This window comes from Bradyrhizobium sp. Kon69, from assembly GCF_055807515.1.
Window position 1 is genome coordinate 187,186 of sequence record NZ_JBVVOS010000004.1, and the last position, 22,748, is coordinate 209,933.

The following is a 22,748-nucleotide window of genomic DNA, read 5'->3' on the forward strand; positions in this document are numbered from 1 at the left end:
AATGCAGCTTTTCCGCCCCGGCGCGAACACGATTGCGACGGTGATGATCGCGGCAATTGGAGCAGCGCCGGTGCTTGCAGTTGGGTTGTCCTATGAGGTGATGCGATCCCCTTACGTGACCAACCAGGCCATCACGCGGAATCAGCCGGTGCCGTTCAGTCATGAGCATCACGTGTCGGGCCTCGGTCTCGACTGCCGCTACTGCCACACCTCTGTAGAGAAGGCGCGCTTTGCCGGCATCCCGCCGACCGAGACCTGCATGACCTGCCACTCCCAAATCTGGACCAACGCGCAGATGCTGGCGCCGGTGCGCGAGAGTCTGGCTAAAAACAAGCCGCTGGCATGGCAGCGCGTCCACCGCCTCCCCGACTACGTTTATTTCGATCACTCGGTCCACGTCGCAAAAGGTGTCGGATGCACCACCTGTCATGGCGACGTCGGAGGCATGCCGCTGATGCGCCAGGCCGCGCCGCTGACGATGCAATGGTGTCTCGATTGCCACCGCTCTCCTGAACGCTACCTGCGGCCTCGCGAGGCGGTTTTCGATCCGAACTGGCAGACCCCGAAGAACCAGGCCGAGGTCGGGCCCAAGCTTGCCGCAGGCTATCACATCAACACAGGTCATTTGACGGACTGCACGATATGCCACCGCTGAAGGAATTGCCGACGCGGCCCGATCCTGCCGGGCGCAGCAAGCTCAATCGCCGTCAGGCGCTCAGCTTGCTGGCGACCGGCATGGCCGGTGGACTCGCGGCCTGCAGCAAACCCGACGAGCAGATCCTGCCTTATGTCAGGATGCCGGAGCGCATCGTTCCCGGCGAACCGCTGAAATTTGCGACGACGCTCGCGTTGGCGGGGATCGGTCGCGGCGTGATCGTGACTTCGATCGACGGCAGGCCGATCAAGGTGGAGGGCAACCCGCGTCATCCGGGCAGCCTGGGTGCCACCGACGTTTTCGCTGAAGCAGCCGTTCTTTCGCTTTACGATCCCGACCGCTCGCGCACGATCCTGCACGATGGCGCGATTGCGCCGCGCGAAGCGTTGAACCGAGCGCTGGTGACCGAACTCTCCGAGGCCCGCAGCAGCCAGGGTAAAGGCCTGCGCTTGTTGACCGGGCGCACCACCTCCCCGACTCTGCTGCGCCAGATCGACGAATTGCTTGAGGCGTTCCCGGCCGCATCGTGGCACGCTTACGATCCAACGGACGACGAGAACGCGCGACAAGGCGCGCAGCTCGCTTATGGCCAGCCTGTGAGCAGCATTGCCGATTTCGCAAAGGCCCGCGTGATCGTCGCGCTCGATGCCGATCCGCTCGGGCATGGCCCCGATCAGATTCGGATTGGCCGCGGTTACGCAACCGGCCGCGGCGACGCGAATGCCTTCTCGCGTCTCTATTGTCTTGAGAGCGTACTCACGCTCACCGGAGCAAAGGCGGACGAACGTCTGGCGCTTCGTCCCGAGGTAATCGAGCGGTTTGCGGCGAGCCTCGCACGGGAGCTCGGCGCGGTGACAGGCCCAACCGAACTTCCGGAGCGCGAGCGCCTGCTGCTTCAGCAGATCATGGCCGACTTGAACTCGCACAAGGGTGAGGCGCTCGTCATCGCGGGCCCGGCAATGTCCAGGGAAGTCCACGCATTGGTGCATTGGATCAATGCCAAGCTCAATGCGCCCATTCGGCTCATCGATCCCGTTGATCGTACGCCTTCCGGCAAGCAGGCGGGATCGCTCGAACAGCTCGCAGGCGAGCTCGATGCCGGACGCGTGCATCAGCTCGTCATGATCGGCATCAATCCCGCCTATGACGCACCAGCCGATTTGCACTTCAAGGCCCGGGCGGAAAAGGCGCCATTCCGCCTGCATATGGGGGAGTATGCCGACGAGACGGCGGATATCGCCACCTGGCATGTTCCGCAAAGTCATCGGTTCGAAACGTGGTCGGATCTGCGGGCCAGCGACGGGACGGCAAGCATCGCCCAGCCTCTGATCAGGCCCCTCTACGAGAGCTTCAGCGAGCACGAACTTCTCGCCTGGCTGACCGGCGCAGAGGACGCGCGCCCTTACGAATTGGTGCGGCAGACCTGGCGGAGCGCGGCCGCTGCGGATTTCGAGGCATGGTGGCTGCGCGTGCTGCACGAAGGGATCATCGCAGCAAGCGGCGCCACTGCTGTCTCCCTCACTGCTCCGCTCCTGCCGCCACTCTCGGTCGCCGAACCCCACGACAAGCCCGATGACGGGATCAGCCTGGTGCTGCGCCCTGATGCTTGCCTGTGGGACGGCTCCTACGCCAACAACGCCTGGCTCCAGGAGTGTCCGAAGCCGCTCAGCAAGCAGGTCTGGGGCAATGCGCTCGCGCTGCATCCGGATGAGGCAACGCGCCTCGGTCTCACATCCGGGGACGTCGCCACGGTCGCCGCGAACGGCCGATCGATCGAGGTGTCCGTGCTGACTGAACCCGGGATGGCCATGGGCGTCGGCGCGCTCACGCTCGGCGGGGGGCGGCAGAAGGCCGGCGCGATCGGCAATGGAGTCGGTGTCAGTGCCTACACGATCCGAACCTCCGATAATAGTTGGCGCCTTCCGCAAGTTGCGATCAAGCGGACAGGACGCCGGGAGCCGATTCTCACGACGCAGAACGTCGTTCGCACGCCAGAGGACGTCCGCGAGCTCTATCCACAATACCGGCTCGGGAAATCCCTGCCCCCGTCGGCAAATCCCGATCCTCCAAGCCTAATGCCCCCGGCCGTGAAGTCGGGCGACGGCCATGCCTGGGCGATGGTGATCGACACATCGGTTTGTATCGGTTGCAATGCCTGCGTGCTCTCTTGCCAGGCCGAGAACAGCATTCCCGTGGTGGGGCCGGAGCAGGTGGCCATGGGACGCGACATGCACTGGATGCGCGTCGACGCCTATGATCATGGCACGCCGGATAGCCCGCAACTCGGCTTTCAGCCCGTGCCGTGCATGCATTGCGAGCACGCGCCTTGCGAGCCTGTCTGCCCTGTCGCTGCATCCGTCCACGACAGCGAAGGCCTGAACGCGCAGGTCTACAATCGCTGCATCGGCACCCGCTTCTGCGAGGCGAACTGCCCTTACAAGGTTCGGCGCTTCAACTTCTTCGGTTATGCCGACGGTGAGGAATACGGCAATCTCGGCGCGGAATCCTATCGCGGCCAGAAGAACCCGGAGGTGACCGTACGCGCCCGCGGCGTCATGGAAAAATGCACCTACTGTGTCCAGCGCATCAGCGGCGCACGTCGCGCCTCGGAACGCGAGAACCGGCCGCTCGGTCCACACGAGGTGCAGACTGCCTGTCAGAACGCATGCCCGACCCGCGCCATCAGCTTCGGAGATCTGAACCATGCTGACGCAGAGATCAACCACAGGAAAGCCGACCCGCGCCACTATGCCTTGCTCGGCCACCTCGGCACGCGGCCGCGCACCACCTATCTTGCCGACGTGCGCAATCCCGCACCTTCGGAACCGGAGAGGCGGACATGAGCGAAGTTCTCCTTCCCCAGCATCCCCCGGCGCACCGCTGGATCTCGGCCGCGCGGGCAGGAGACGCCGCAGTCACCCAGGCCGTAACTGATCCGCTCTTCACCGGGTTCGGGAAAGCATGGTGGCTGGCCCTGCTTATCACCCTGCCGTTCGTGATCTGGCTGTTCGTTGCAATCGCCTGGCTGTTCTACGAGGGCATCGGTATCTGGGGCATCAACTCCACCATCGTCTGGGGTGTCGCGATCGCCAACTATGTCTGGTGGATCGGAATCGGCAATGCCGGCACGTTGATTTCGGCGATGCTGCTGTTGACTCGACAAAGATGGCGCGCCTCGATCAATCGCTTCGCGGAAGCCATGACGCTGCTTGCGGTCGCGATCGCCGGGCTGATGCCCATCGTTCACCTCGGTCGACCAATCTACGCCTATTGGCTCGCCCCATATCCGAACACCATGGCGCTTTGGCCGCAATGGCGCAGTGCCCTGGTGTGGGACTTCTGGGCCATCGTCAGCTACCTGCTGTTCTCCATTCTGTTCTGGTATGTCAGCCTGATCCCCGACCTTGCGACCATGCGCGACCGCACGCCCCGCCGTGCCGGCCAACTGCTCTACGGCGCATTTGCGCTGGGATGGCGCGGCTCGTCGCGCGAGTGGTCGCGGTTGCAGACACTGCATACCACGATGGCCGCCCTCGGCGTGCCTTTGGTCTGCTCGGTGCACTCGATCGTCGGTCTCGACTTCGCGGCGAGCCTGATGCCCGGTTGGCAGGAGAGCATCTTCCCACCCTACTTCGTCGTCGGCGCAATGTACTCCGGATTCGCGATGGTCGTGGTGCTGGCGGCGGCGATCCGCTGGGGCCTCAGCCTTCAGGCTATTATCACCCGCCGCCACTTCGAGGTGATGGCCCGCATCCTGCTGATGGCCTCCATCGTCATGTTCTATTCTTATGCGACGGAATGGTTCATGGGCTGGTACGGCGGCGAGCATGCCGACCGTGAGGTGGTTCGCTTCGAGTTCACTGGAACTTACGCGCCGCTGTACTGGGCCTTGCTGGCCTGCAACTGCCTCATCCCGCAGTTGCTATGGTGGCCCTTCGCGCGACGGTCGCTGGTCATCCTGATTCCCATAGCGATCGCAATCAACATAGGCATGTGGCTCGAACGCATTCTCATCGTCTGGAACACGCTATCACACGGGTACATGCCATCCCTGTGGCGGACGTTTCACTTCACGTTCTGGGACTGGAGCTTTCTTGTCACGCCGCTCGGCCTTTTCGCCTTCCTGTTCCTGATCTTCGTGAGGCTCGTCCCGAGCATATCAATGTTCGACGTGCGCGAGCTCGCCCATCAGGAGGCCGCGGCATGACGGCCAAGCTTGTGGCGGAATTTCTCGACGGTGAAGCGCTGAAAGCGGCCCTGCAGCGCGTGCCTACCGCGGGACACGCCGCACTCGAAGCATTCACGCCGTATCCGATCGAGGGGCTCGCCGAACAGCTTGGGCAGGACCGATCCGCACTTCGCGGCGTGATGCTCGCCGGCGGCCTCGGAACTGCAGCATTCGCCTTCGCACTGCAATGGTACAGCGCCGTGATCGACTATCCCATCAACAGCGGCGGCCGGCCGCTGAACTCCTGGCAGGTGTTCCTGCTGGTGCCGTTTGAGGTCGGTATCCTCGCGGCGGCGCTCGCCGGCGTCATCACCTTTCTTTGGTCGTGCCGCCTGCCTCGTCTGCACGATGCAATGTTCGAGATTCCGGGCTTCGAACGCGCAACGCAGGACCGCTACTTCCTGCTGGCCGCTTCTGACGGCGACCCGAACGAGCTGAGGACAATCCTCCGCGACGCTGGCGCCGTGGCGGTCACGGAGCTGAGCACGCCATGACCGCCCGCGCGCTGCCATGGCTGTTGTTGCTATCATCAGCGCTCGCCGGCTGTGGCGATCATTCCATGTCTCAGCAGAATCGCTATGGGACGTTCTCGAAGGCTGGGCTGTTCAAGGATGGCACCGAAGCCCAGGCCTTACCGCAAGGGGTCATTGCACAGGGCGATCTCGACCGTTTGCAGCAGATCACCAGCCCGCCCTCGGTTGACATGGCGCTGCTGGCCCGCGGCCGCGAGCGTTACGATATCTATTGCTCCCCGTGTCACGGGTTCTCCGGCCACGGCGATGGCATGATCGTGCAGCGTGGCTTTCCCGCACCCCCCTCCTACCATTCCGCGCGCCTCCGCTCGGCCGATGCTCAGCACTTTTTCGACGTGATCACCCATGGCTACGGAGTGATGTATTCCTACGCTGCGCGCGTCGAGCCGCGCGACCGCTGGGCCATCGTCGCCTATATCCGCGCGCTGCAGCACTCGCAACACGCCGACGTCGCCGATTTCCCGGACCTGAGGAGCAAGCTGCCGTGACCGCCGTGCTCCGCAGCCCTGCCCTGAGAGCAATCGGGACGCCGCGAACCGCAGCGGGCCTCGTGTTGATCTTGCTCGCATCCGGCATCGTGCTCTCGGCAGGGAGACTCCGCCCTTATCCGAGCCTGCTCCAGGGCTGGCTCTTGGGATTTGCGATCTGGAGCTGCGCACCCATCGGCAGCATGACGCTCCTGCTGATTCATCGCTTGACCGGCGGCCGCTGGGGCTTTGCGGCCGGACCGGTGCTGCGACCCCTGGCAGTCATGGTGCCCCTCGTCGCCATCGCCTTCATCCCCGTTCTCGCCGGACTGACTGACATCTACCCCTGGGCCGCGGGTGCCAGCCAGATCAAGCCCGACATTGCGCGCTGGTACCTCGGCCAGCCATGGTTTGTCCTGCGTGCCGTGATCGCATTGATCGGATGGTCCGTGCTCGGAGTGACTTTCGGTCTCGGACTCGGTGGGCGGCTATTGGCGGCGCTCGGACTTGCGTTCTTCGGCTTCACCATCAGCATGGTTGCTGTCGATTGGTTCCTCTCCCTCGAACCTCATTACGTCTCCACTGCCTTCGCCTCCATGATCGCGATACAGCAGTTGGTCGCTGCGCTTGCCGTTGTTGCCGTGCTTGCCTCCTATTTCGAGGGTAAAGCGCTGAACGACATCGGCAGCCTTTTGATCGCGACAGTGCTGGGCGTCGTCTACCTCGAATACATGACATATGTGGTGGCCTGGTACGGCGATCTGCCTCACAAGGCCGAGTGGTTCCTGAGGCGCAGCACGGACGCATGGATGGGCATTCTGCTCGTGACATTCGTCACCGGAGCCGTTCTTCCATTTGCGATGTTGCTGTTCGAGGGCGTGCGCGGCAGCCCTGCAGGCTTGCGCATCATCGGCCTTTTGCTGCTCTTCGGGACCGTCATGCATTTCGCTTGGCTGCTAGTGCCCGCATTTGCGGCGCAAGCTCCTGTTGCACTCACGGCTCTGGGCGCTCTCCTGACCTTGACGATAGGTTCTGTCCTCTTTGGGCAGGGCATCGCATCCGCGGAGGTGCGCCATGCCGCATGAGGAGATGGGCAGCCGCGCGCTCCCGCAACCGGCCGGCATTCACAACCGTGCCGTTCTCGTCGTCGTGGGTAGCTTCCTGCTCTTCGTGGGTGCCGCGATTGCGGGAATGCTGCTGTTCCTGAATACGCAAGCGCCGGGCGCATTCACCCTGCGCGCAGAGCGCCGGTTTCCCTCGCCCGAGCTCCAGACCTTTCCGGAGGCCGACCTGACCCGGTTCGAGGCCGCGCAGCGTGCCAGGCTCACCGCTTATGCCTGGGTCGATCGCGACCACAACATCGCCAGCATCCCGATCGATGAGGCGATGCAGCTCGTTGCCGGACGGGGCGATCAAGCTTATGACGCCCTTCAACCTACGCCTGCCCCTCCGCCCGGTGCAAGTGGGGGCAATCCATGAGGCAGGCCATCGTTGTGTTGGCGCTTGCGCTCTGGCCGGGGCTCGCGCATGCCGGTTTGACCGAGCAGCAGATCGGGCGCGTCGGCTTCGATCCTCCTCAGGGCGCGCGCGTTCCGTTATCGCTGCAGTTCAGCGCAGTCGGCGGCCACACCGTCACCCTTCGCGATGCGATCGACGGACGTCCGACCCTGCTCCTTCCAGCGGACTTCACCTGCAGGCAGATTTGCGGGCCGGCGCTGACAATCGCAAGCTCAGCGCTGCAGCAAACCGGGCTTGTCGCAGGACGCGACTACAGCCTTGTCGTTGTCGGAATCGATCCGCGCGACACCATTGACGACGCCCGCCGCTTTACCCAGGGGCAGATCGGGGGCGCGGGAACATCGGTCCTGTCAGGACCGAAGGAGACCGTTGCCGCGCTGCTCGGTGCAATCGGCTACCATACCGAAATCGACGACAAGCATGACGCGATTGCGCATCCGGCAGCCTTCGTCACGCTCGCGCCCGACGGACGGGTCGTCCGCGCGCTGTCCAGCCTCGCGCTGCAGCCCGTTGATATTCGCCTCGCTCTGTTGGAAGCCGGTGACGGTCGGATCGGCGGACTTTCCGGCCGCGTCGCGCTGCTCTGCTACGGATTTGACGCGGCGCACGGCATCTACACCGGCAGGATCACCGTCATTCTGCAGATTGTCGGGGCCTCCACGGTTGCCATCATGGCCGCCTTCATCGGACTGATGCTGGTCCGCAGCAGAGGTCGCGGAGCGTCGGCATGAACTCGCTGTTCAGGCTGCCGGAAGCGAGCACGCACGCCGTCACGGTGGACCACATCTTCTATCTGTTGCTCGTCCTGTCCGGCGCGACCGTGGTCCTCGTGTTCGGCCTCATCCTGCTGTTTGCTGTCCGGTACCGCCGCGGATCAGCTGCCAAGCGCGGCCCGATGCCTGAGATTCTCAGCCGCGAGTTCGAAATCGGTTGGACGGTCGCGACGTTGCTGACGTTCGCCTTCCTATTCTGGTGGGCATCTTCTGCTGACCTCAGCAGCCTTGCCGCGCCCACGGGAGCACTTGAAATTCACGTCGTCGCCAAGCAGTGGATGTGGAAGACGCAGCATTCAAACGGCGCGCGTGAGATCAATGCCCTGCACGTGCCGCTGGATAAACCAGTCCATCTCCTGATGAGCTCGCAGGACGTGATCCATTCCTTCTTCGTCCCCGCGTTCCGGGTCAAGAAGGACGTGCTGCCCGGACGCGACACCGATCTCTGGTTCCAGGCCAGCAAAACCGGCACCTTTCCACTGCTCTGCGCTGAATATTGCGGCACCAACCATTCCATGATGCGCGGCAAGATCGTGGTCATGCGGCAGGATGACTATGCCAAATGGCTGGTGCAGCAGCCGGAGGGCGACGACCTTGCTCATGAGGGCGCCAGGCTGTTCGTATCGCGGGGATGCTCGGGCTGCCATGCCGGCTCCTCGAACGTCCACGCGCCGCGCCTGGCGGGTCTTTACGGCCGCCCCGTGCAGCTGGCGGATGGACGCACCGTTTCCGCGGACGATGCCTACATCCGCGATTCGATCCTGCAGCCGAAACGCGACGTCGTGGCCGGGTTCGAGCCGATCATGCCGAGCTTCAAAGGGCTGCTCGACGACGGAGAGATCCAGAGCCTGACCGCCTATATCCGCTCGCTCGGGGAGGGACAGCAAAATGACTGACGCCCTGCTCGCCGGAGAGCTGCCTCTGCCGCCGCGCCCCGATTATCTGCGCCACGGCTCGACGATCTCGTCCTGGCTTGCCACGACAGACCACAAGCGCATTGCAATCCTTTACGCGATCACCATCACGTTCTTCTTTTTTCTGGGAGGCGCCGCAATCACCGCCGTTCGGCTCGAGCTGTTCCAGCCGAACGGATGGCTGTTGACGTCGGACACTTACAACAAGCTGTTCTCGTTCCATGGTATCATCATGGTCTGGTTCTTCCTGGTGCCGTCGATCCCGAATACGTTCGGCAATTTCCTGCTGCCGCTGATGATCGGGGCGCCTGACGTCGCCTTTCCGCGCCTCAATCTTTTCAGCTGGTATTTGACCGTCGCTGCCGGCGCTTTCACCGTTTATGCCCTTGTCGCCGGTGGCGTCGACACCGGCTGGACGTTCTATACGCCTTATTCGTCGATGTTTTCCAACACCCACGTCTTCGCGGCCGCCGCCGGCGTGTTCGTCGTCGGCTTCGCCAGCATCGCCACGGGAGTGAACTTCATCGCGACCACCCACATGCTTCGTGCTCCCGGCATGACCTGGTTCCGGCTGCCGCTGTTCGTCTGGGCGATCTACGCGACGTCGCTGATCATGGTGCTTGCCACGCCGGTGCTCGCCATCTCGCTCCTGCTCGTGATCGCTGAGCGCGTGCTGGGCTTGCCGATCTTCGATCCGGCGCGCGGCGGCGATCCGATCCTGTTCCAGCACCTGTTCTGGTTCTACTCGCACCCGGCGGTTTACATCATGGTCCTGCCGGCGATGGGCGTCGTGTCCGAAATAATCCCATGCTTCGCGAGGCGGCGGATCTTCGGATACGACTTCATGGTCTATGCCATGCTTGCGATTGCGGGCGTCGGGTTCTTCGTCTGGGGCCACCACATGTTTGTCTCCGGACAGTCGGCCCTGGCCAGCCTCGTGTTCTCCTTCCTGTCCTTCATCATCGCCGTGCCGTCGGCAATCAAAGTCTTCAACTGGACCGCTTCGCTGTATCGCGGTCAGATCAGCTTCGAATCGCCGATGCTGTATGCGCTTGGCTTCGTCGGTCTGTTTACGACCGGCGGGCTCTCCGGGCTGTTCCTTGCCTCGATCCCGGTGGACATCCATGTCACGGACACCTACTTCGTCGTCGCGCACTTCCACTACATCATGGTGGGCGGATCGGTGTCCGCCTTCTTTGCCGGGCTCCACTTCTGGTGGCCGAAGGTCACGGGCAAGCTCTATCCGGAGAGCTGGGCGAAGTTCGCGGCCATCCTCATGTATGCCGGCTTCAACATGACATTCCTGCCGCAATTCTTTGCCGGGTATCTCGGCATGCCACGCCGCTATCATACCTATCCGGCGGAGTTTCAGATCTACAATGTCATGTCGTCTGCCGGAGCAGCGGTCCTCGCCATCGCCTACTTGTTGCCTCTGGGATATCTCACCTGGTCCCTGTTCTACGGCGGAAAGGCCGCGAAGAACCCTTGGGGTGCGACAGGCCTGGAGTGGACCACGAGTTCACCGCCTCCCCCGAAGAATTTTGACAGGCAGCCCCGCGTAGATCGCGGGCCTTATGATTACCACGCCGAAGGCATGTCGGCTGGAACCGATCCTCCCGAAATGCAAAACGCAAGAGAAACGCGATGAGCGACGAAAGCGCACTGCTGAGAGAACCCTGGTTGGATTTCGGCCGGCAGCGCGAGGCAGGCAAGTTCGGCATATGGGTCTTCCTCGCCAGCGAGACGCTGTTCTTTGGGGCGCTGATGCTGACTTACACGGTTTGTCGAATCGAGCATCCAGAAGCGTTCGCTGCAGCCGGGAGCGAGACAAATATCTGGTACGGCACGATCAATACCGCCGTGCTGTTGACGAGCAGCCTCACCATGGCCATGGCTTCGCAAGCGTCCGAAGCGTCTGCGCGACTGCGACGGCTCGTCCTCGTGTGCCTCATGCTCACGGCGATGCTCGGGCTCGCGTTCATCGTCATCAAGGGATTCGAATACAAGGAGGACATCGATAAGCAGCTCGTACCGGGAGCCGGGTTTGCATTGTCTCAGCCCGGAGCGCAGCTGTTTTATGGATTTTATTGGCTGGTCACGGGCGTCCACGCGATCCACCTTTCCATCGGCATTGCTCTCGTGAGCCGCTTGTTCTGGGTGCTGCTCCGGCGCCAACTTCCGGCCAAAGACAACCCCGAAATCGAGGTCACAGCCCTCTACTGGCATCTGGTCGATATCGTATGGATCTTCCTCTATCCGCTGATCTATTTGCCGGGGCGCGCATCATGAGCAGGCAGGGCGAATCAGGTGGTATTGTGCGCCGCCTATGGGCGAGGAACCTCTTGATCTGGGCAGCGCTCCTCGCACTCCTCGTGCTCAGCCTCGTCGCCGCCTACGTTCCCATGGGCCGAATGACAACAGCCAGCGGCATCATCATTGCGGGGGTGAAATCGACCCTCGTCGTCTTGCTCTTCATGGAACTCGCCTCAGCGAAGCCGCTGGTCCGGATCGCGGCGATCTCGGGGCTTGTTTTCGTGATCGCGATGTTCGCATTGACCTTCGCTGATGTTCTCGCACGCATCTAACGCATGGGAGCAAAGCGCTCTGATGCAGCCACCCTCGAACGCAAGCTTCGGAGAGGAGAACTTTCGCTGCGCTCAAAGGCGTGACTGCACCAGTTCGCTCGTAAAGCCGCGCGCCTCTCCGGGGACCATTAGGCGGACGTTGGTGGCTCACGAGTTCTGAAACTCCTTCATATTGAGCCGCAGACCCGCTTTGTTTGCTTGCTCTGCCGTTACGTAAGGTAGGCCATAATAGCTTAGCTTCGGGCTCCACCGCCCCGTTTGACCCGGGTACGGAAAGGCATACGTCCCTCCGCCAACGGACGCCTCGCGGGATATCACAACGGCCGCGAGCTTTCCCCCGCTGTCGAAAACGAGATCGGAGACATAGCCATAGCCTTGGCCTGCCTGCAGCCGCGCATAGTCTCCGATGACCTTGGAGACCGAGAATTCGTGCGGCTCTGCTTGCGCCTGATCAGGGTCAACAAAGAGGCCGTATTCTCGCGACCTCAAATCGGAAAAGTCGGCCACGATAGCTCCTTCATGAAGCGGGCGCAGCACCCGGTTGAAGGGAATTCGGGAGATGAACTCCGGCTCATCCTTCGTTCTGAAGCCTTCGACGAGCAAAGAATCAATCTGCCCGTCGTCTGCCAAGGTCACGTTCCGGACGGCTCCCAAATACTCACCTTTCAGCGAGAACACCGCGCTCCCAAGCAGTCGCGACGCACGGTATCCATTATAGACCGTGTTGACGAACTGCTGGGACTGCGCCGACTGTTCCGTCGTAGCCTGCGTCGCTGTCTCTGCCCATGCGGGACCCAACAGAACGGAGGTTGAGATTGTACCTATGACAAATGCAAGGGTGATCCCGCTCTTTACGCCCATTCAGTGCTCCTGCGATCCGTCGTGCCAACATCACCATTGATCGTATAATCGTTTCCGATGCGCAAAGTTCTGGCCGCCGGTCGAGTGAACGGTCCGCTGCCGTGCCAAGAAGGAAGTGCAGCGACCAATCGGGTACCCGGCCCGCCCTTGGGAAACGCACCGCAGATCCACGCGTGCACATTCAGGCAAGGCTATTACATGCCTCGGCCGACGTACTTCATTCGTTGCTCGCGATCAGAGGCAAGCTCACGATCCAGGCCTTGAGGACCAGGTCAGGTTTCTCCTGACGAGTCTTCACCTTCAGCCCGACTGTGAGGAGGCCGGCGCGCGCCCCACATCTTGGTGGATAGCCGTTCCAAGGAGACGCGAAATGCTGAGCAACGAACTCGAAAACGTCCTGCCAACGCACGGTCGGACGCCATCTCTCGCGCCGTCACGAGAGCGCGATCAAGCGCCGCACGCGAACCATGCCACGAACGATCTGGTGCGCCGCCTTCCACACTCATCACGCAGCCGGCTAGTCGAACTCTGCGACGAAGTAACGCTGCGACCGAGACAAATGCTGCAGGAACGCAATGTGCTGCTGCAAAATGCTTATTTTCTTGAAAATGGCGCGGCCTCGCTGACGGCCAGAGCCGGAGACTGCCTCCCGGTCGAGATACAGACTGTCGGAGCAAAGGATTTCATCGGCATTCCCCTGATCCTTGGCATGCGCGTTTCCCCTCACCGTTGCATGGTTCAGGTTCCCGGGAGAGCCTTGCGCATCGAGGCAGATGCTTTGATTGAGCTGGTGAGGGGCGATGTCGAGATCCAGAAGCTGTTGCTGCGCTACGTGCAGGCCACCCTGATCCAAAGCTCGCAGCTCGCTGCATGTAACTCGCGTCACAGCCTGCAGCAACGATTGGCTCGGTGGCTTCTCGTTGCGGGGGATAAATTGTTCTCCCGCGAAATCCCGCTCACGCATCGATGCATTGCACAGGCCCTTGGGGTTCGGCGCGCAGGTATCACGTCGACAATGGGCGAAATGGAAGCGCGAGGCATCATCAAGCAAGGCCGCGCCCAAGTCGAGATTCTGGATCAATCGCAACTCGAGCAATTGTCCTGCAACTGCAGTCGCGTGATATTATCCGCACATGAGAACTCTCTTAATGCAGCCAACGCTCGGCGGACAAGCAATTCGTGATGGATGGCTCAAAAGGCGCGCGTCTCCAGTCGAAGTGGGGCCGCGTGCGGATCACAGTGCTCGCTGTTGCTGGACGTGCCGAGCGCCCGTTTATCAGCGCTAAAGAATCACCTCCCCCGCAAAGAAGGCGAGGAGCACGAACACCAGAAAAATCGCAACAGCCGCGAAAAACAGCCACTTGGCGATGGTGGATGCACCAGCGGCGATTCCGCTGAACCCGAGCAATCCGGCCACGATCGATATCACAAAGAAGATCAACGCCCACTTCAGCATGCCAAGCTCCTACGGCCCTCTTTACAGTCGAGGTATGCACAAGTCCGGTTCGGAAGCACACCCACTGCGAAGGTGCTCCGGGCTTGCCTAGCGACAATCGTTCTGGGCATTCGGCGTTCCGATCAGAACGTTTTATGCCCGGCAGAAGGTCGGCGCGCCTGCGTACGCGCTACGTCAGACGCCAAGCCACAACACTATGGGCCCCTGTCGCGGCAATTACGGACGAACGCCATACCAGTCCCGCGGCGAGCCGTGCACAAGCGCATGGCGACACAAGCGATCAACCACATCACGAATTGGAATCGGCTTTTCAACCACGTACCGGGCAAATCGGCTGGGTATCACTTCGCGGCTGTATCCCGTGTAGATCAGGAAGGGGATGCTTCTGTTCAAGAGGAGATCTGCGAATTCGAACGAGGGCCGCCCGTGCAGGTCAACGTCGAGAAGCGTCGCATCGATAGCTGTGTTAGCCGCTGCATGGAAAGCAGGGCTTAGCTCTGCAAACGGGCCAATTGGTTGATGACCGCGGCGTCGGATCTCGACCGCGAGATCGTCGGCGATGAAGTATTCGTCTTCGATTATGGCTATTCGCATTGGGACTCCAATGACTTTGCGGCAAGTCCTGCGAGTCTTGCTTATCGTATGGATGATGCCGCGGTGATCAACCCGGAGCCGGATTGCAGACCGCATAAGTTGGTCCGCTGCCGCACGGGGCCAGTGGTGCTTCGACCGGGCCTTGCCGCTGCTGCAGGAAGCAGGTGCTCCCGGCGGGGTACACATACGTACCAACTGTCTCTGCAACGGCACCGCAGCTCGCGCATTTTCTTCAGGTAATGAAAACCGCGGAGATGAGTTTATGAAAGCAAACAGATGGTACGTTGCCGTCGCCGTATTGGCACTCGCGATTCCGGTCGGAACTACTGCGCAAGCCGCACCGATGTTGGCCGCGAGCGGGATGGCCAAGAACCACGCAAGCCTGGTGGAAGTTCAATGGAGGCATGGCCGCCACCACGGTTGGCATCGTCATCACTGGCGTGACGGATACCGGCACCGCTATAGCCGCGGCTGGGGTCCGGCGTTAGGTGGCTTCGTGGCAGGTGCGGCGATTGGAAGCGCCGTCGCCAACAGCCGGGCGCAAGCTGCCGAGAACAACGCCTACTGCTCCCAGCGATATAAGTCGTACGACCCGAGCTCCGGGACTTACATGGGATACGACGGCATACGGCATCCATGTCCCTGAGCAAGACGGCGTTCTGCCGGCGCGGGCCGTTACGGACGCCATCAACTTTTGAACTCGAGCAAGGAGATCCATACATGAAAGCGACCTCATTCTTGGCGGCGGCAGCTCTTGTCGGCGCATCATCGCTTGCGATGGCGCAAAGCGCCCCGCAAGCTACCGGTCCCGTGGACCATAGCGCCGTGCAGAACTCGAGCCGCAATCAGTCGGCTGACCAACGCGCTGAAAACGGCATGGCAAACAAGGGGGGCAACAAGGCAGACGCGATTCAGTCCGACCCTGGTCAGGCGAGCACTCGGCAACAGATGGTCAACGACCTGCAACAGGCAGGTTTCACCGACGTCAAGGTACGGCCGCAGTCGTTCCTGGTGGAGGCCAGGGATCGATCAGGAAATCCGGTGACAATGTTCGTTGGTCCAAATACGTTCGCCGAGGTGAAAACGGTCGGCGCTAACGCGCAGAAGTCGTCTTCGAATTCAAACTCATCCAGCAACAGCGCTAACGCAACTTCGGATCGCCCGGGCGGAGCCTTCACGTCGGTGCCGCCGAAGGACGGCCTGAGCTCGCAGTTGATGGGTCTGCAGGTGTACAACAACGCCAAACAGGACATTGGCACGATCAAGGACGTCGCGCTAAACGAGAACGGCATCGACGGCTATATCCTCTCGGTGGGAGGGTTCCTGGGCCTTGGCGACCACTACGTTGCAGTGCGGCCTTCGGCAATCAATCTGAAGTTCGATCATGCGGCCAACAAGTGGACCGCGACCATGGACACGACGGCCGACCAGTTGAAGTCGGCGCCTGAATTCAAGTACCCCAGCAACGGGTAATCTTCTGAGGTGGAGCGGTTGGGCGGAACCGCTCCACCTCCCGGCTGTTGGTTCCAGGTTCGATGTGGTTATGCGGCTCAAAATATGCTCGCCCGCGCTGAAAAACTGCTGGCTGACCTTGGCGAGACATTCTGGCTGGTGCCTATGGTCACGGTGCTTTGCAGCCTGATCGGCGCCTTCACCCTCGTTCATATTGACCAGAGCAACACGGTCTACCTCTCAAATCTACAGAGTTGGATGTACGACGGCGGCGCGACCGGCGCTCGCACCCTGCTCGGCACCGTAGCCGGCGCGACGATCGGTGTCGCGGGAACCGTGTTCTCGATCACCATTGCCGCGTTGTCTCTCGCTGCAGGTCAGATGGGGCCGCGACTGCTGCGCAATTTCACTCGCGATCGCGGCAATCAACTCACGCTGGGGATGTTGCTCGGCACCTTCTGTTACGCTCTCGTCGTGCTGAGAAGCATCCGGACAGAGCCCGAGGGGGGCTTCGTCCCTCATCTATCACTAAGCGTGGGAATTCTGCTCGCATTGGCTTGTGTGGCGACGCTCGTCTACTTCGTCGGTCACGTCGCCGGCCGGATCAACGTTGAAACTGTCGTCGAACTCGTCAGTGAAGACCTCCGCAGCGCTATGCGCCAGCTAACGGTCCAGGATCCGCAGCCGAAGCCTCCGCCGGGCGAGTACTGGATCGGCTCCCTGCCTCTGAAGGACTCGCGGCGCGGTTATCTGCAGCATCTGGACGAAGAGGGCCTGGCCACCTGGGCGGCCAAGCATAGAGCCACCATTCGGCTGTTGATCGGCCCCGGCGACTATGTTTTTCCAGGAGCGACCGTCGCTCTGGTTAATCCTCCCGTCGACGGTGCCGAAGCGGCTATCCGGAATGCGACGGCGCTGGGCGTAACAAGCAGCACTTCTTCCGATCTGCGCTTCGCCGTTCGACAACTCGTAGAAGTCGCGGTGAGGGCGCTTTCGCCTGGCATCAACGATCCACACACCGCGCTCTCGGTCCTGGATCGGTTGGGTGCGGCGCTCTGCGATCTCGTACCCCTGCATCTGCCATCAGGAGTGTCGATCAGAGGAAGTCGGCCGGTTTTGGTGGTGCCGCATGTGCAATACGATCAATTGCTCGGGACGATGTTCCATATGATTCGGCAAAGTGCAGGCGCCCAGCCTGCAATATCGATCCGAATGATCGAGGTGATGACCCAGGTCGCAAGCTGCGAGCGCGATGCCACCCGGCTCTCGGCGCTCTCCCACCACGCCGACCTCGTCATTGCGGACGCTCGTCGCCTGATTGCCGCTCGCAGCGACAGGGAGGATGTCGAACGTCGACATCAGCTGTTTGCTCTGATGGTCCGGGCAGGTCCGATGGGGCAATTCACCGAACAGGTCTTGCCTCTAGCGGGCGACGATGAGCCGCCAAAGGCTATCGCTGAGGCGGTCGCCTTCCGATCTCAGCGTTGAGTTCGGCGCCAGCCAGGACGGAATAGGCGGCGACCCAGAGCCATATCGTCAACACGGCAACTGCGCCGAGCGATCCGCAGGTCTTTATGATAGGCAGCGAACACATACGTTGAGAATGCGTATGACCCCGAAATCAAGAGCCGAGCAGAAACGAATTGCCCATCTCTTCGGGCTGCTCACGGTCGCTTGAGCTCATCGCCTCCCCGAGCCAACGGCGCTCCGTGGTCCGGAAGCGTACGAGCAAATGCAGGAACCAAAGCGGCGGACGCACTTTGGATCTGGAGCAAAGTAATCAACAGATGACGAGTAACCGGCATGGCTCAGAGGTATCGCGCAGCAGATTGGGCGGCATTCACTCTCGGAGGAGTCATGGTTCTCATCGGCCTCGTGCTCGGAGCCGGCGGAGCATGGCTGCTTTGGCTGGGAGGCTCCTTCTACTATCTGCCCAGCGGAATCGTCCTGATCCTCTCGGGTCTCCTGTTGGCCCGCCGGCGCGTTGAAGGCGCATGGCTTTACCTTGTTCTCTTCCTGCTCACCCTCGCCTGGGCGTTCTGGGAAGTTGGCGCCAACGGTTGGGCGCTGGTGCCGCGGACTGTCGGACCGGCCATTTTGCTGATCGCAGTTCTGGCACTCACGCCGAAGCTTCGGCCCATTCGCCACCAGTATGAAGCCGCGGCTACAATCGCTGCGGGGCTGGTCCTGCTGGTAGCCACAACTGTGTTGATGACCGGGGCTTTTCGGCCGGCAACCGCCGCTCCTCGCGTCATGCCGTCTCCGACCGGCGCAATGGCCGACCCTTCGTCTCTCAAGGCAGGCACAGATTGGCCTGCCTATGGCGGCAGCTACAGTGCGCGCCGCTATTCGCCGCTCGACGAGATCAACTCGACGAACGTCGCCAAGCTCACCAAGGTCTGGACTATTCATACCGGCGACTTGCCTACCAAGAATACAAAGGGCACATACGGCGCAGAGAACACGCCGCTGAAGGTGGGGGATAACCTCTACGTCTGCACGCCCAAGAACATCGTTATCGCCGTCGACGCTAGGACCGGCAAGCAGATCTGGCGATTTGACCCGCGCGTCCCGGACGAGTTCATTCCGTACACCGCGGCTTGCAGAGGCCTTGCATATTACGAACTGTCCAATGCCGATCAGGGCGCGCCCTGTGCCAGCCGCATCATCGAAGGCACGCTCGACGCACGCCTGATCGCAATCGATGCGAAGACCGGCAAGCGTTGCGAGGCATTCGGATATGACGGACAGGTCGACACTGCGACGGGAGTTGGTCGGCACGATCCCGGCATGTTTGCGATCACGTCGGCGCCGACGATTGTGCGCGGCGTCGTTGTTATCGGGCATGAAGTGCTCGATGGGCAAAAGCGGGACGCGCCCTCGGGTGTGATTCAGGGATACGACGCGCAGACGGGGGCGTTGCGTTGGGCCTGGGACATGGCCAAGCCGGATGCAAGCGCACCGCCGCAGGTTGGACAAACCTATACCAGGGGCACGCCCAATATGTGGACGACCGCCTCCGGCGACGAGGAGCTTGGACTCGTCTATCTGCCGCTTGGGGTTTCCGCCGTGGATTACTGGAGCAGCAGCCGCTCGGATCGCGAGAAGGAGTTCGCGACATCGCTGGTCGCGCTAGATGTTACGACCGGCAAGCCCGCCTGGCATTTCCAGACCGTGCACAATGATGTCTGGGACTACGATCTCGGCTCTCAAGCGACGCTGATCGACTTCCCGACGGACAATGGCGCGCCGGTGCCGGCGCTGGTGTTGCCGAGCAAGCGCGGCGACATTTTCGTGCTCGACCGCCGCACGGGCAAGCCGCTCGTCGGCGTCGAAGAGAGGCCGGTGCCGCAAGGCGGCGTGGAGCCTGCGCAGCGCGCCAAAACCCAGCCATTCTCGCTTTATCACACCTTGCGAAAGGCCGATCTCACAGAGCAGAATATGTGGGGTATGTCGCCAATCGACCAGATGATCTGCCGTATCCAGTTTCGTCAGGCGAGCTACAAGGGCATCTTCACGCCCCCCACCGCCAGCCCGCACTGGATTGAATATCCAGGCTATAATGGCGGCTCCGATTGGGGCGGCATCGCCATCGATCCCGTACGCGACATCATCATTGCCAATTACAACGACATGCCGAACTATAATCGGCTGGTGCCGCGCGACGAGGCCAATCGTCTTGGTTGGGCGCCGCGGGACCAGGCGCGCGGCGAAATTGGCGGGCAGGAAGGCGCCGGCGATCCGCAGCTCGGTTCCCCATATGCGATCAACGTCAATGCCGGCTGGCGGCTGCCGGGCACCGGATTGTTGTGCAAGCAGCCGCCCTATGGCGGAATTCGCGCTATCGATCTGAAGACCGGCAGGACGCTGTGGGATCGTCCGTTGGGTGAAGCCCGGACGAACGGCCCGTTCGGGATCCCGTCGATGCTGCCGATCAGAATCGGGACGCCAAATAATGGCGGTGCCGTCGTGACCGCCGGCGGGCTTATCTTCGTCGCAGCGACGACCGATAATCTGATCAGCGCAATCGATATCAAAACTGGAAAAACTGTCTGGAAGGACGTGCTACCTGCCGGCGGCCAGGCCACGCCGATCACCTACGAGGCCGGCGGCCGCCAGTACCTCGTCATCATGGCCGGCGGTCATCATTTCATGGAGACGCCGATCGGTGATTCCCTGGTTGCGTACGCTTTGCCGGCTAAGTAGTGGTACCCCAGTTTACAATCCGCGGCGTTGCAGGGCGGCAAGATCGCGCTCGTTGCGAGCTTTCAGAAAGACGTGGGGACGCGCAGCGGCGTTCCGAGCGTGTGAGCCGGCGCTTGGAAACGAAAGCGCGCTCTTGGGAGCGATATCCAATTTGTTCGCCGGGGTACTCTATCCTACGATGACGACGTAGCGGACCTGCGCCGGCCCGTCTCCCGAGTATATATGTTGGGATGAAAGCGACGGAGGTCATCGTGCTGTACGACGCGATCTCGTTCGGAGCGTACCAAGCTCAGAATCCGTATTTCCAAACGGCCCTGAAAACCTTGGCGGAAATAGGCTGCTTATGAAGCGAACTCAACAGCTTACGTGCTGGCTGGGGCGGGAGGGATCGAACCTCCGAATGGCGGAATCAAAATCCGCTGCCTTACCACTTGGCTACGCCCCATCAGGCCCTGGGGAACGGCGGCGACAGGAGCGTCCGCGGATTCCCTCGAGTGGTGCCGGTCTATAGGGAGAGGCGCGGCATTTCAACCGCCCGGAGGGGCAAAATACCACAGGCGCCGGTGGCGCCGCGCCATGCCTGATATGGGCGCTACGCCCCCCGCTCCCGACAGCAGCTCCGCCACCCCTCCCGACAGTTGAGACCTCCGCCGTTTCATGGGAATACGACGCCAAGACCTGTCTCTCCGGGAGTGAGCCATGACCTACCGCGCGCCGATCTCTGACATGCTGCTGTCGCTCACCCACGGCGCCGGCCTGAAGGCTGCCATGGAGGCCGGCCATTACGGCGATTTCGACGGCGATCTCGTGAGCGCCGTGCTGGAGGAAGCCGGCAAGTTCGCAACCGACGTGCTGGCGCCGCTGAACAAGGTCGGCGACGAGCACGGCATCAAGCTCAGCGACGGCAAGGTCACGACCGCGCCGGGCTGGCCGGATGCCTACAAGCGCTGGACCGAGGGCGGCTGGAACGCGGTCTCCGGCCCCGAGGATTTTGGCGGACAGGGCCTGCCGCTCGCGATCAACGCCGCCTGCACCGAGATCTGGAGCGCCGCCAACGTCGCCTTCGGCCTCTGCCCGTTGCTGACGGCGTCGGCGATGGAGGCGCTGGACGCGCATGGCAGCGACGAGTTGAAGAAGATCTATCTCGAGAAGCTCGTCTCCGGCGAATGGACCGGCACGATGCAGCTGACCGAGCCGCAGGCCGGCTCCGATGTCGGCGCGCTGCGCACCCGCGCCGAGAAGCAGGCCGACGGCACCTATCGCATCAAGGGGACGAAGATCTTCATCACCTATGGCGAGCACGACATGACCGACAACATCGTGCATTTCGTGCTGGCGCGCCTGCCGGACGCGCCCGCCGGCACCAAGGGGATATCGCTGTTCCTCGTTCCCAAATTCATGGTGAACGAAGACGGCTCGCTCGGTGCGCGCAACGACATTTTTGCCTCTGGCGTCGAGCACAAGCTCGGCATGCATGCCTCCCCCACCTGCACCATGACCATGGGCGATCATGGCGGCGCGATCGGCTTCCTGGTCGGCGAAGAGAACCAGGGCATGCGCTGCATGTTCACGATGATGAACCAGGCCCGCCTCGGCGTCGGCCTCGAAGGCGTCGGTGTCGCCGATCGCGCCTATCAGCAGGCATTATCGTACGCACAAGAGCGCAAGCAGGGCCGCGCCCTCGGCAACAAGGGTGACGGCTCCGATCCGATCTTCGTGCATCCCGACGTCAAGCGCATGCTGATGCGGATGCGGGCGCAGACCGCGGCGGCGCGCACCATCTGCTATGCGACCGCGGTCGCGATCGACGTCTCGACGCGCGCCAGGGATCCGAAGGTCCGCGCCGACGCTGCCGCGCGCGCGGCGCTGCTGACGCCGATGGCCAAGGGCTATTCCACCGACATCGGCAACGAGGTCGCCTATCTCGGCGTGCAGGTGCATGGCGGCATGGGCTTCATCGAGGAGACCGGCGCGGCGCAGCACTATCGCGATGCGCGCATCACCGCGATCTACGAGGGCACCAACGGCATCCAGGCCATCGACCTCGTCACGCGAAAGCTCGCGGCCAACGGCGGCACGGCGGTGTGGGCGCTGCTCGACGAGCTCTCGGCCATCGTGAAGCAGGTCGAAGCCTCCAACGATCCCGCCTTCGGCACCACGGGCGTGAAGCTGCGCGAGGCACTGGAGGCGCTGACGCGCACCAGCAAATGGCTGCTGCAGCGGGTTGCGTCTGCGCCGAACGAGGCGCTGGCCGGGGCGACGCCGTATCTGCAGCAGTTCGGCGCCACGCTGGGCGGCTGCATGCTGGCATCCGAAGCGCTCGCCGCGAAATCCCATGGCATCACGGACGCCGTGCGCTACGTCTCGCTAGCACGCTTCTTCGCCGAGAACATCGCCGTGCAGGCCGGCGCGCTCGAGCGCACCGTGACGGAGAGCGCGGAGTCGGTCGCGGCGGCGGATGCGGTGCTGTTGGGGTAGCTGGGACGCGCAGCCCGGATGGAGCGCA

General features: G+C 62.2%; 21 protein-coding genes and 1 tRNA gene. 18 read left to right on the forward strand and 4 right to left on the reverse strand.

Annotated elements, in window-relative coordinates:
* The first annotated feature begins 1 nt into the window (after window position 1).
* The 12 genes from AC0L3U_RS07290 to AC0L3U_RS07345 all read left to right on the forward strand — a co-directional run bounded on the left by AC0L3U_RS07290 (window position 2) and on the right by AC0L3U_RS07345 (window position 11,673).
* Window positions 2-655: a cytochrome c3 family protein gene (locus AC0L3U_RS07290; protein ID WP_473361223.1), complete on the forward strand. Its 654-nt coding sequence runs from the start codon at window positions 2-4 to the stop codon at window positions 653-655.
* The gene (locus AC0L3U_RS07295; protein WP_473361224.1) at window positions 643-3,498 is read left to right on the forward strand and encodes a 4Fe-4S dicluster domain-containing protein; all 2,856 of its coding nucleotides are present in this window, start codon (window positions 643-645) and stop codon (window positions 3,496-3,498) included. Before AC0L3U_RS07290 ends, AC0L3U_RS07295 begins: the two co-directional genes overlap by 13 nt.
* Window positions 3,495-4,862: an NrfD/PsrC family molybdoenzyme membrane anchor subunit gene (gene nrfD, locus AC0L3U_RS07300; protein ID WP_473361225.1), complete on the forward strand. Its 1,368-nt coding sequence runs from the start codon at window positions 3,495-3,497 to the stop codon at window positions 4,860-4,862. Before AC0L3U_RS07295 ends, nrfD begins: the two co-directional genes overlap by 4 nt.
* Window positions 4,859-5,377 carry a DUF3341 domain-containing protein gene (locus tag AC0L3U_RS07305; protein ID WP_473361226.1) on the forward strand — a complete coding sequence of 173 codons (519 nt, stop codon included), beginning with the start codon at window positions 4,859-4,861 and terminating at the stop codon, window positions 5,375-5,377. The genes nrfD and AC0L3U_RS07305 overlap by 4 nt, the downstream gene beginning before the upstream one ends.
* On the forward strand, window positions 5,374-5,904 hold the full coding sequence (locus tag AC0L3U_RS07310) for a c-type cytochrome (RefSeq protein ID WP_473361227.1): 531 nt from the start codon (window positions 5,374-5,376) through the stop codon (window positions 5,902-5,904). The genes AC0L3U_RS07305 and AC0L3U_RS07310 overlap by 4 nt, the downstream gene beginning before the upstream one ends.
* 143 nt (window positions 5,905-6,047) lie before the next feature.
* Window positions 6,048-6,968, forward strand: a complete 921-nt coding sequence (locus AC0L3U_RS07315; protein ID WP_473361228.1) for a hypothetical protein — start codon at window positions 6,048-6,050, stop codon at window positions 6,966-6,968.
* The gene (locus AC0L3U_RS07320; RefSeq protein WP_473361229.1) at window positions 6,958-7,362 is read left to right on the forward strand and encodes a hypothetical protein; all 405 of its coding nucleotides are present in this window, start codon (window positions 6,958-6,960) and stop codon (window positions 7,360-7,362) included. Before AC0L3U_RS07315 ends, AC0L3U_RS07320 begins: the two co-directional genes overlap by 11 nt.
* A complete protein-coding gene (locus AC0L3U_RS07325) occupies window positions 7,359-8,132 on the forward strand; it encodes an SCO family protein (RefSeq protein WP_473361230.1) in 774 nt (257 codons plus the stop codon). The genes AC0L3U_RS07320 and AC0L3U_RS07325 overlap by 4 nt, the downstream gene beginning before the upstream one ends.
* Window positions 8,129-9,070: a cytochrome c oxidase subunit II gene (gene coxB / locus AC0L3U_RS07330; protein WP_473361231.1), complete on the forward strand. Its 942-nt coding sequence runs from the start codon at window positions 8,129-8,131 to the stop codon at window positions 9,068-9,070. Before AC0L3U_RS07325 ends, coxB begins: the two co-directional genes overlap by 4 nt.
* Window positions 9,063-10,736 (forward strand): cytochrome c oxidase subunit I, encoded by a 1,674-nt coding sequence (locus tag AC0L3U_RS07335; protein WP_473361232.1) that lies wholly within the window; start codon window positions 9,063-9,065, stop codon window positions 10,734-10,736. The genes coxB and AC0L3U_RS07335 overlap by 8 nt, the downstream gene beginning before the upstream one ends.
* A complete protein-coding gene (locus AC0L3U_RS07340; protein ID WP_473361233.1) occupies window positions 10,733-11,377 on the forward strand; it encodes a cytochrome c oxidase subunit 3 family protein in 645 nt (214 codons plus the stop codon). Before AC0L3U_RS07335 ends, AC0L3U_RS07340 begins: the two co-directional genes overlap by 4 nt.
* Window positions 11,374-11,673: a cytochrome C oxidase subunit IV family protein gene (locus AC0L3U_RS07345; protein WP_473361234.1), complete on the forward strand. Its 300-nt coding sequence runs from the start codon at window positions 11,374-11,376 to the stop codon at window positions 11,671-11,673. The genes AC0L3U_RS07340 and AC0L3U_RS07345 overlap by 4 nt, the downstream gene beginning before the upstream one ends.
* A 147-nt stretch (window positions 11,674-11,820) precedes the next feature.
* On the opposite strand, the gene AC0L3U_RS07350 is transcribed toward AC0L3U_RS07345, so the two are convergent.
* Window positions 11,821-12,534, reverse strand: a complete 714-nt coding sequence (locus AC0L3U_RS07350) for a PRC-barrel domain-containing protein (protein WP_473361235.1) — start codon at window positions 12,532-12,534, stop codon at window positions 11,821-11,823.
* Window positions 12,535-12,904: 370 nt separating this feature from the next.
* Between AC0L3U_RS07350 and AC0L3U_RS07355 the strand changes: the two genes are divergently transcribed.
* On the forward strand, window positions 12,905-13,717 hold the full coding sequence (locus AC0L3U_RS07355) for a Crp/Fnr family transcriptional regulator (RefSeq protein WP_473361236.1): 813 nt from the start codon (window positions 12,905-12,907) through the stop codon (window positions 13,715-13,717).
* Window positions 13,718-13,816: 99 nt separating this feature from the next.
* Here AC0L3U_RS07355 and AC0L3U_RS07360 read toward each other — a convergent pair whose 3' ends face one another.
* Together AC0L3U_RS07360 and AC0L3U_RS07365 are read right to left on the reverse strand one after the other, a co-directional pair.
* On the reverse strand, window positions 13,817-13,990 hold the full coding sequence (locus AC0L3U_RS07360) for a DUF1328 domain-containing protein (protein ID WP_007607434.1): 174 nt from the start codon (window positions 13,988-13,990) through the stop codon (window positions 13,817-13,819).
* A gap of 216 nt (window positions 13,991-14,206) precedes the next feature.
* Window positions 14,207-14,584 carry a response regulator gene (locus tag AC0L3U_RS07365; RefSeq protein WP_473361237.1) on the reverse strand — a complete coding sequence of 126 codons (378 nt, stop codon included), beginning with the start codon at window positions 14,582-14,584 and terminating at the stop codon, window positions 14,207-14,209.
* Between the two features lie 361 nt (window positions 14,585-14,945).
* Between AC0L3U_RS07365 and AC0L3U_RS07370 the strand changes: the two genes are divergently transcribed.
* From AC0L3U_RS07370 to AC0L3U_RS07385, 4 genes are all read left to right on the forward strand, one after another.
* Complete coding sequence (locus tag AC0L3U_RS07370) at window positions 14,946-15,230, forward strand: BA14K family protein (RefSeq protein ID WP_338014054.1); 285 nt, start codon at window positions 14,946-14,948, stop codon at window positions 15,228-15,230.
* 74 nt (window positions 15,231-15,304) lie between these two features.
* Window positions 15,305-16,057: a PRC-barrel domain-containing protein gene (locus AC0L3U_RS07375; protein WP_473361238.1), complete on the forward strand. Its 753-nt coding sequence runs from the start codon at window positions 15,305-15,307 to the stop codon at window positions 16,055-16,057.
* 84 nt (window positions 16,058-16,141) lie between these two features.
* Window positions 16,142-17,524, forward strand: a complete 1,383-nt coding sequence (locus AC0L3U_RS07380; protein WP_473361239.1) for a DUF2254 domain-containing protein — start codon at window positions 16,142-16,144, stop codon at window positions 17,522-17,524.
* A 369-nt stretch (window positions 17,525-17,893) separates the two neighbouring features.
* The gene (locus AC0L3U_RS07385) at window positions 17,894-20,242 is read left to right on the forward strand and encodes a membrane-bound PQQ-dependent dehydrogenase, glucose/quinate/shikimate family (protein WP_473361240.1); all 2,349 of its coding nucleotides are present in this window, start codon (window positions 17,894-17,896) and stop codon (window positions 20,240-20,242) included.
* 370 nt (window positions 20,243-20,612) lie between these two features.
* Here AC0L3U_RS07385 and AC0L3U_RS07390 read toward each other — a convergent pair.
* Window positions 20,613-20,687 (reverse strand) — tRNA-Gln (locus tag AC0L3U_RS07390).
* 254 nt (window positions 20,688-20,941) lie between these two features.
* On the opposite strand from AC0L3U_RS07390, the gene AC0L3U_RS07395 reads away from it, so the two are divergent.
* Window positions 20,942-22,720 carry an acyl-CoA dehydrogenase gene (locus tag AC0L3U_RS07395; RefSeq protein WP_473361241.1) on the forward strand — a complete coding sequence of 593 codons (1,779 nt, stop codon included), beginning with the start codon at window positions 20,942-20,944 and terminating at the stop codon, window positions 22,718-22,720.
* Window positions 22,721-22,748 lie beyond the last annotated feature (28 nt).

Bases quoted from the DNA above. Each gene is read 5' to 3' on its own strand.
- AC0L3U_RS07290 (WP_473361223.1), top strand. From the start codon at position 2: ATGCAGCTTTTCCGCCCCGGCGCGAACACGATTGCGACGGTGATGATC.
- AC0L3U_RS07295 (WP_473361224.1), top strand. From the start codon at position 643: ATGCCACCGCTGAAGGAATTGCCGACGCGGCCCGATCCTGCCGGGCGC.
- nrfD (WP_473361225.1), top strand. From the start codon at position 3,495: ATGAGCGAAGTTCTCCTTCCCCAGCATCCCCCGGCGCACCGCTGGATC.
- AC0L3U_RS07305 (WP_473361226.1), top strand. From the start codon at position 4,859: ATGACGGCCAAGCTTGTGGCGGAATTTCTCGACGGTGAAGCGCTGAAA.
- AC0L3U_RS07310 (WP_473361227.1), top strand. From the start codon at position 5,374: ATGACCGCCCGCGCGCTGCCATGGCTGTTGTTGCTATCATCAGCGCTC.
- AC0L3U_RS07320 (WP_473361229.1), top strand. From the start codon at position 6,958: ATGCCGCATGAGGAGATGGGCAGCCGCGCGCTCCCGCAACCGGCCGGC.
- AC0L3U_RS07325 (WP_473361230.1), top strand. From the start codon at position 7,359: ATGAGGCAGGCCATCGTTGTGTTGGCGCTTGCGCTCTGGCCGGGGCTC.
- coxB (WP_473361231.1), top strand. From the start codon at position 8,129: ATGAACTCGCTGTTCAGGCTGCCGGAAGCGAGCACGCACGCCGTCACG.
- AC0L3U_RS07335 (WP_473361232.1), top strand. From the start codon at position 9,063: ATGACTGACGCCCTGCTCGCCGGAGAGCTGCCTCTGCCGCCGCGCCCC.
- AC0L3U_RS07340 (WP_473361233.1), top strand. From the start codon at position 10,733: ATGAGCGACGAAAGCGCACTGCTGAGAGAACCCTGGTTGGATTTCGGC.
- AC0L3U_RS07345 (WP_473361234.1), top strand. From the start codon at position 11,374: ATGAGCAGGCAGGGCGAATCAGGTGGTATTGTGCGCCGCCTATGGGCG.
- AC0L3U_RS07350 (WP_473361235.1), bottom strand. From the start codon at position 12,534: ATGGGCGTAAAGAGCGGGATCACCCTTGCATTTGTCATAGGTACAATC.
- AC0L3U_RS07355 (WP_473361236.1), top strand. From the start codon at position 12,905: ATGCTGAGCAACGAACTCGAAAACGTCCTGCCAACGCACGGTCGGACG.
- AC0L3U_RS07360 (WP_007607434.1), bottom strand. From the start codon at position 13,990: ATGCTGAAGTGGGCGTTGATCTTCTTTGTGATATCGATCGTGGCCGGA.
- AC0L3U_RS07365 (WP_473361237.1), bottom strand. From the start codon at position 14,584: ATGCGAATAGCCATAATCGAAGACGAATACTTCATCGCCGACGATCTC.
- AC0L3U_RS07370 (WP_338014054.1), top strand. From the start codon at position 14,946: ATGGCCAAGAACCACGCAAGCCTGGTGGAAGTTCAATGGAGGCATGGC.
- AC0L3U_RS07375 (WP_473361238.1), top strand. From the start codon at position 15,305: ATGAAAGCGACCTCATTCTTGGCGGCGGCAGCTCTTGTCGGCGCATCA.
- AC0L3U_RS07380 (WP_473361239.1), top strand. From the start codon at position 16,142: ATGCTCGCCCGCGCTGAAAAACTGCTGGCTGACCTTGGCGAGACATTC.
- AC0L3U_RS07385 (WP_473361240.1), top strand. From the start codon at position 17,894: ATGGTTCTCATCGGCCTCGTGCTCGGAGCCGGCGGAGCATGGCTGCTT.
- AC0L3U_RS07395 (WP_473361241.1), top strand. From the start codon at position 20,942: ATGACCTACCGCGCGCCGATCTCTGACATGCTGCTGTCGCTCACCCAC.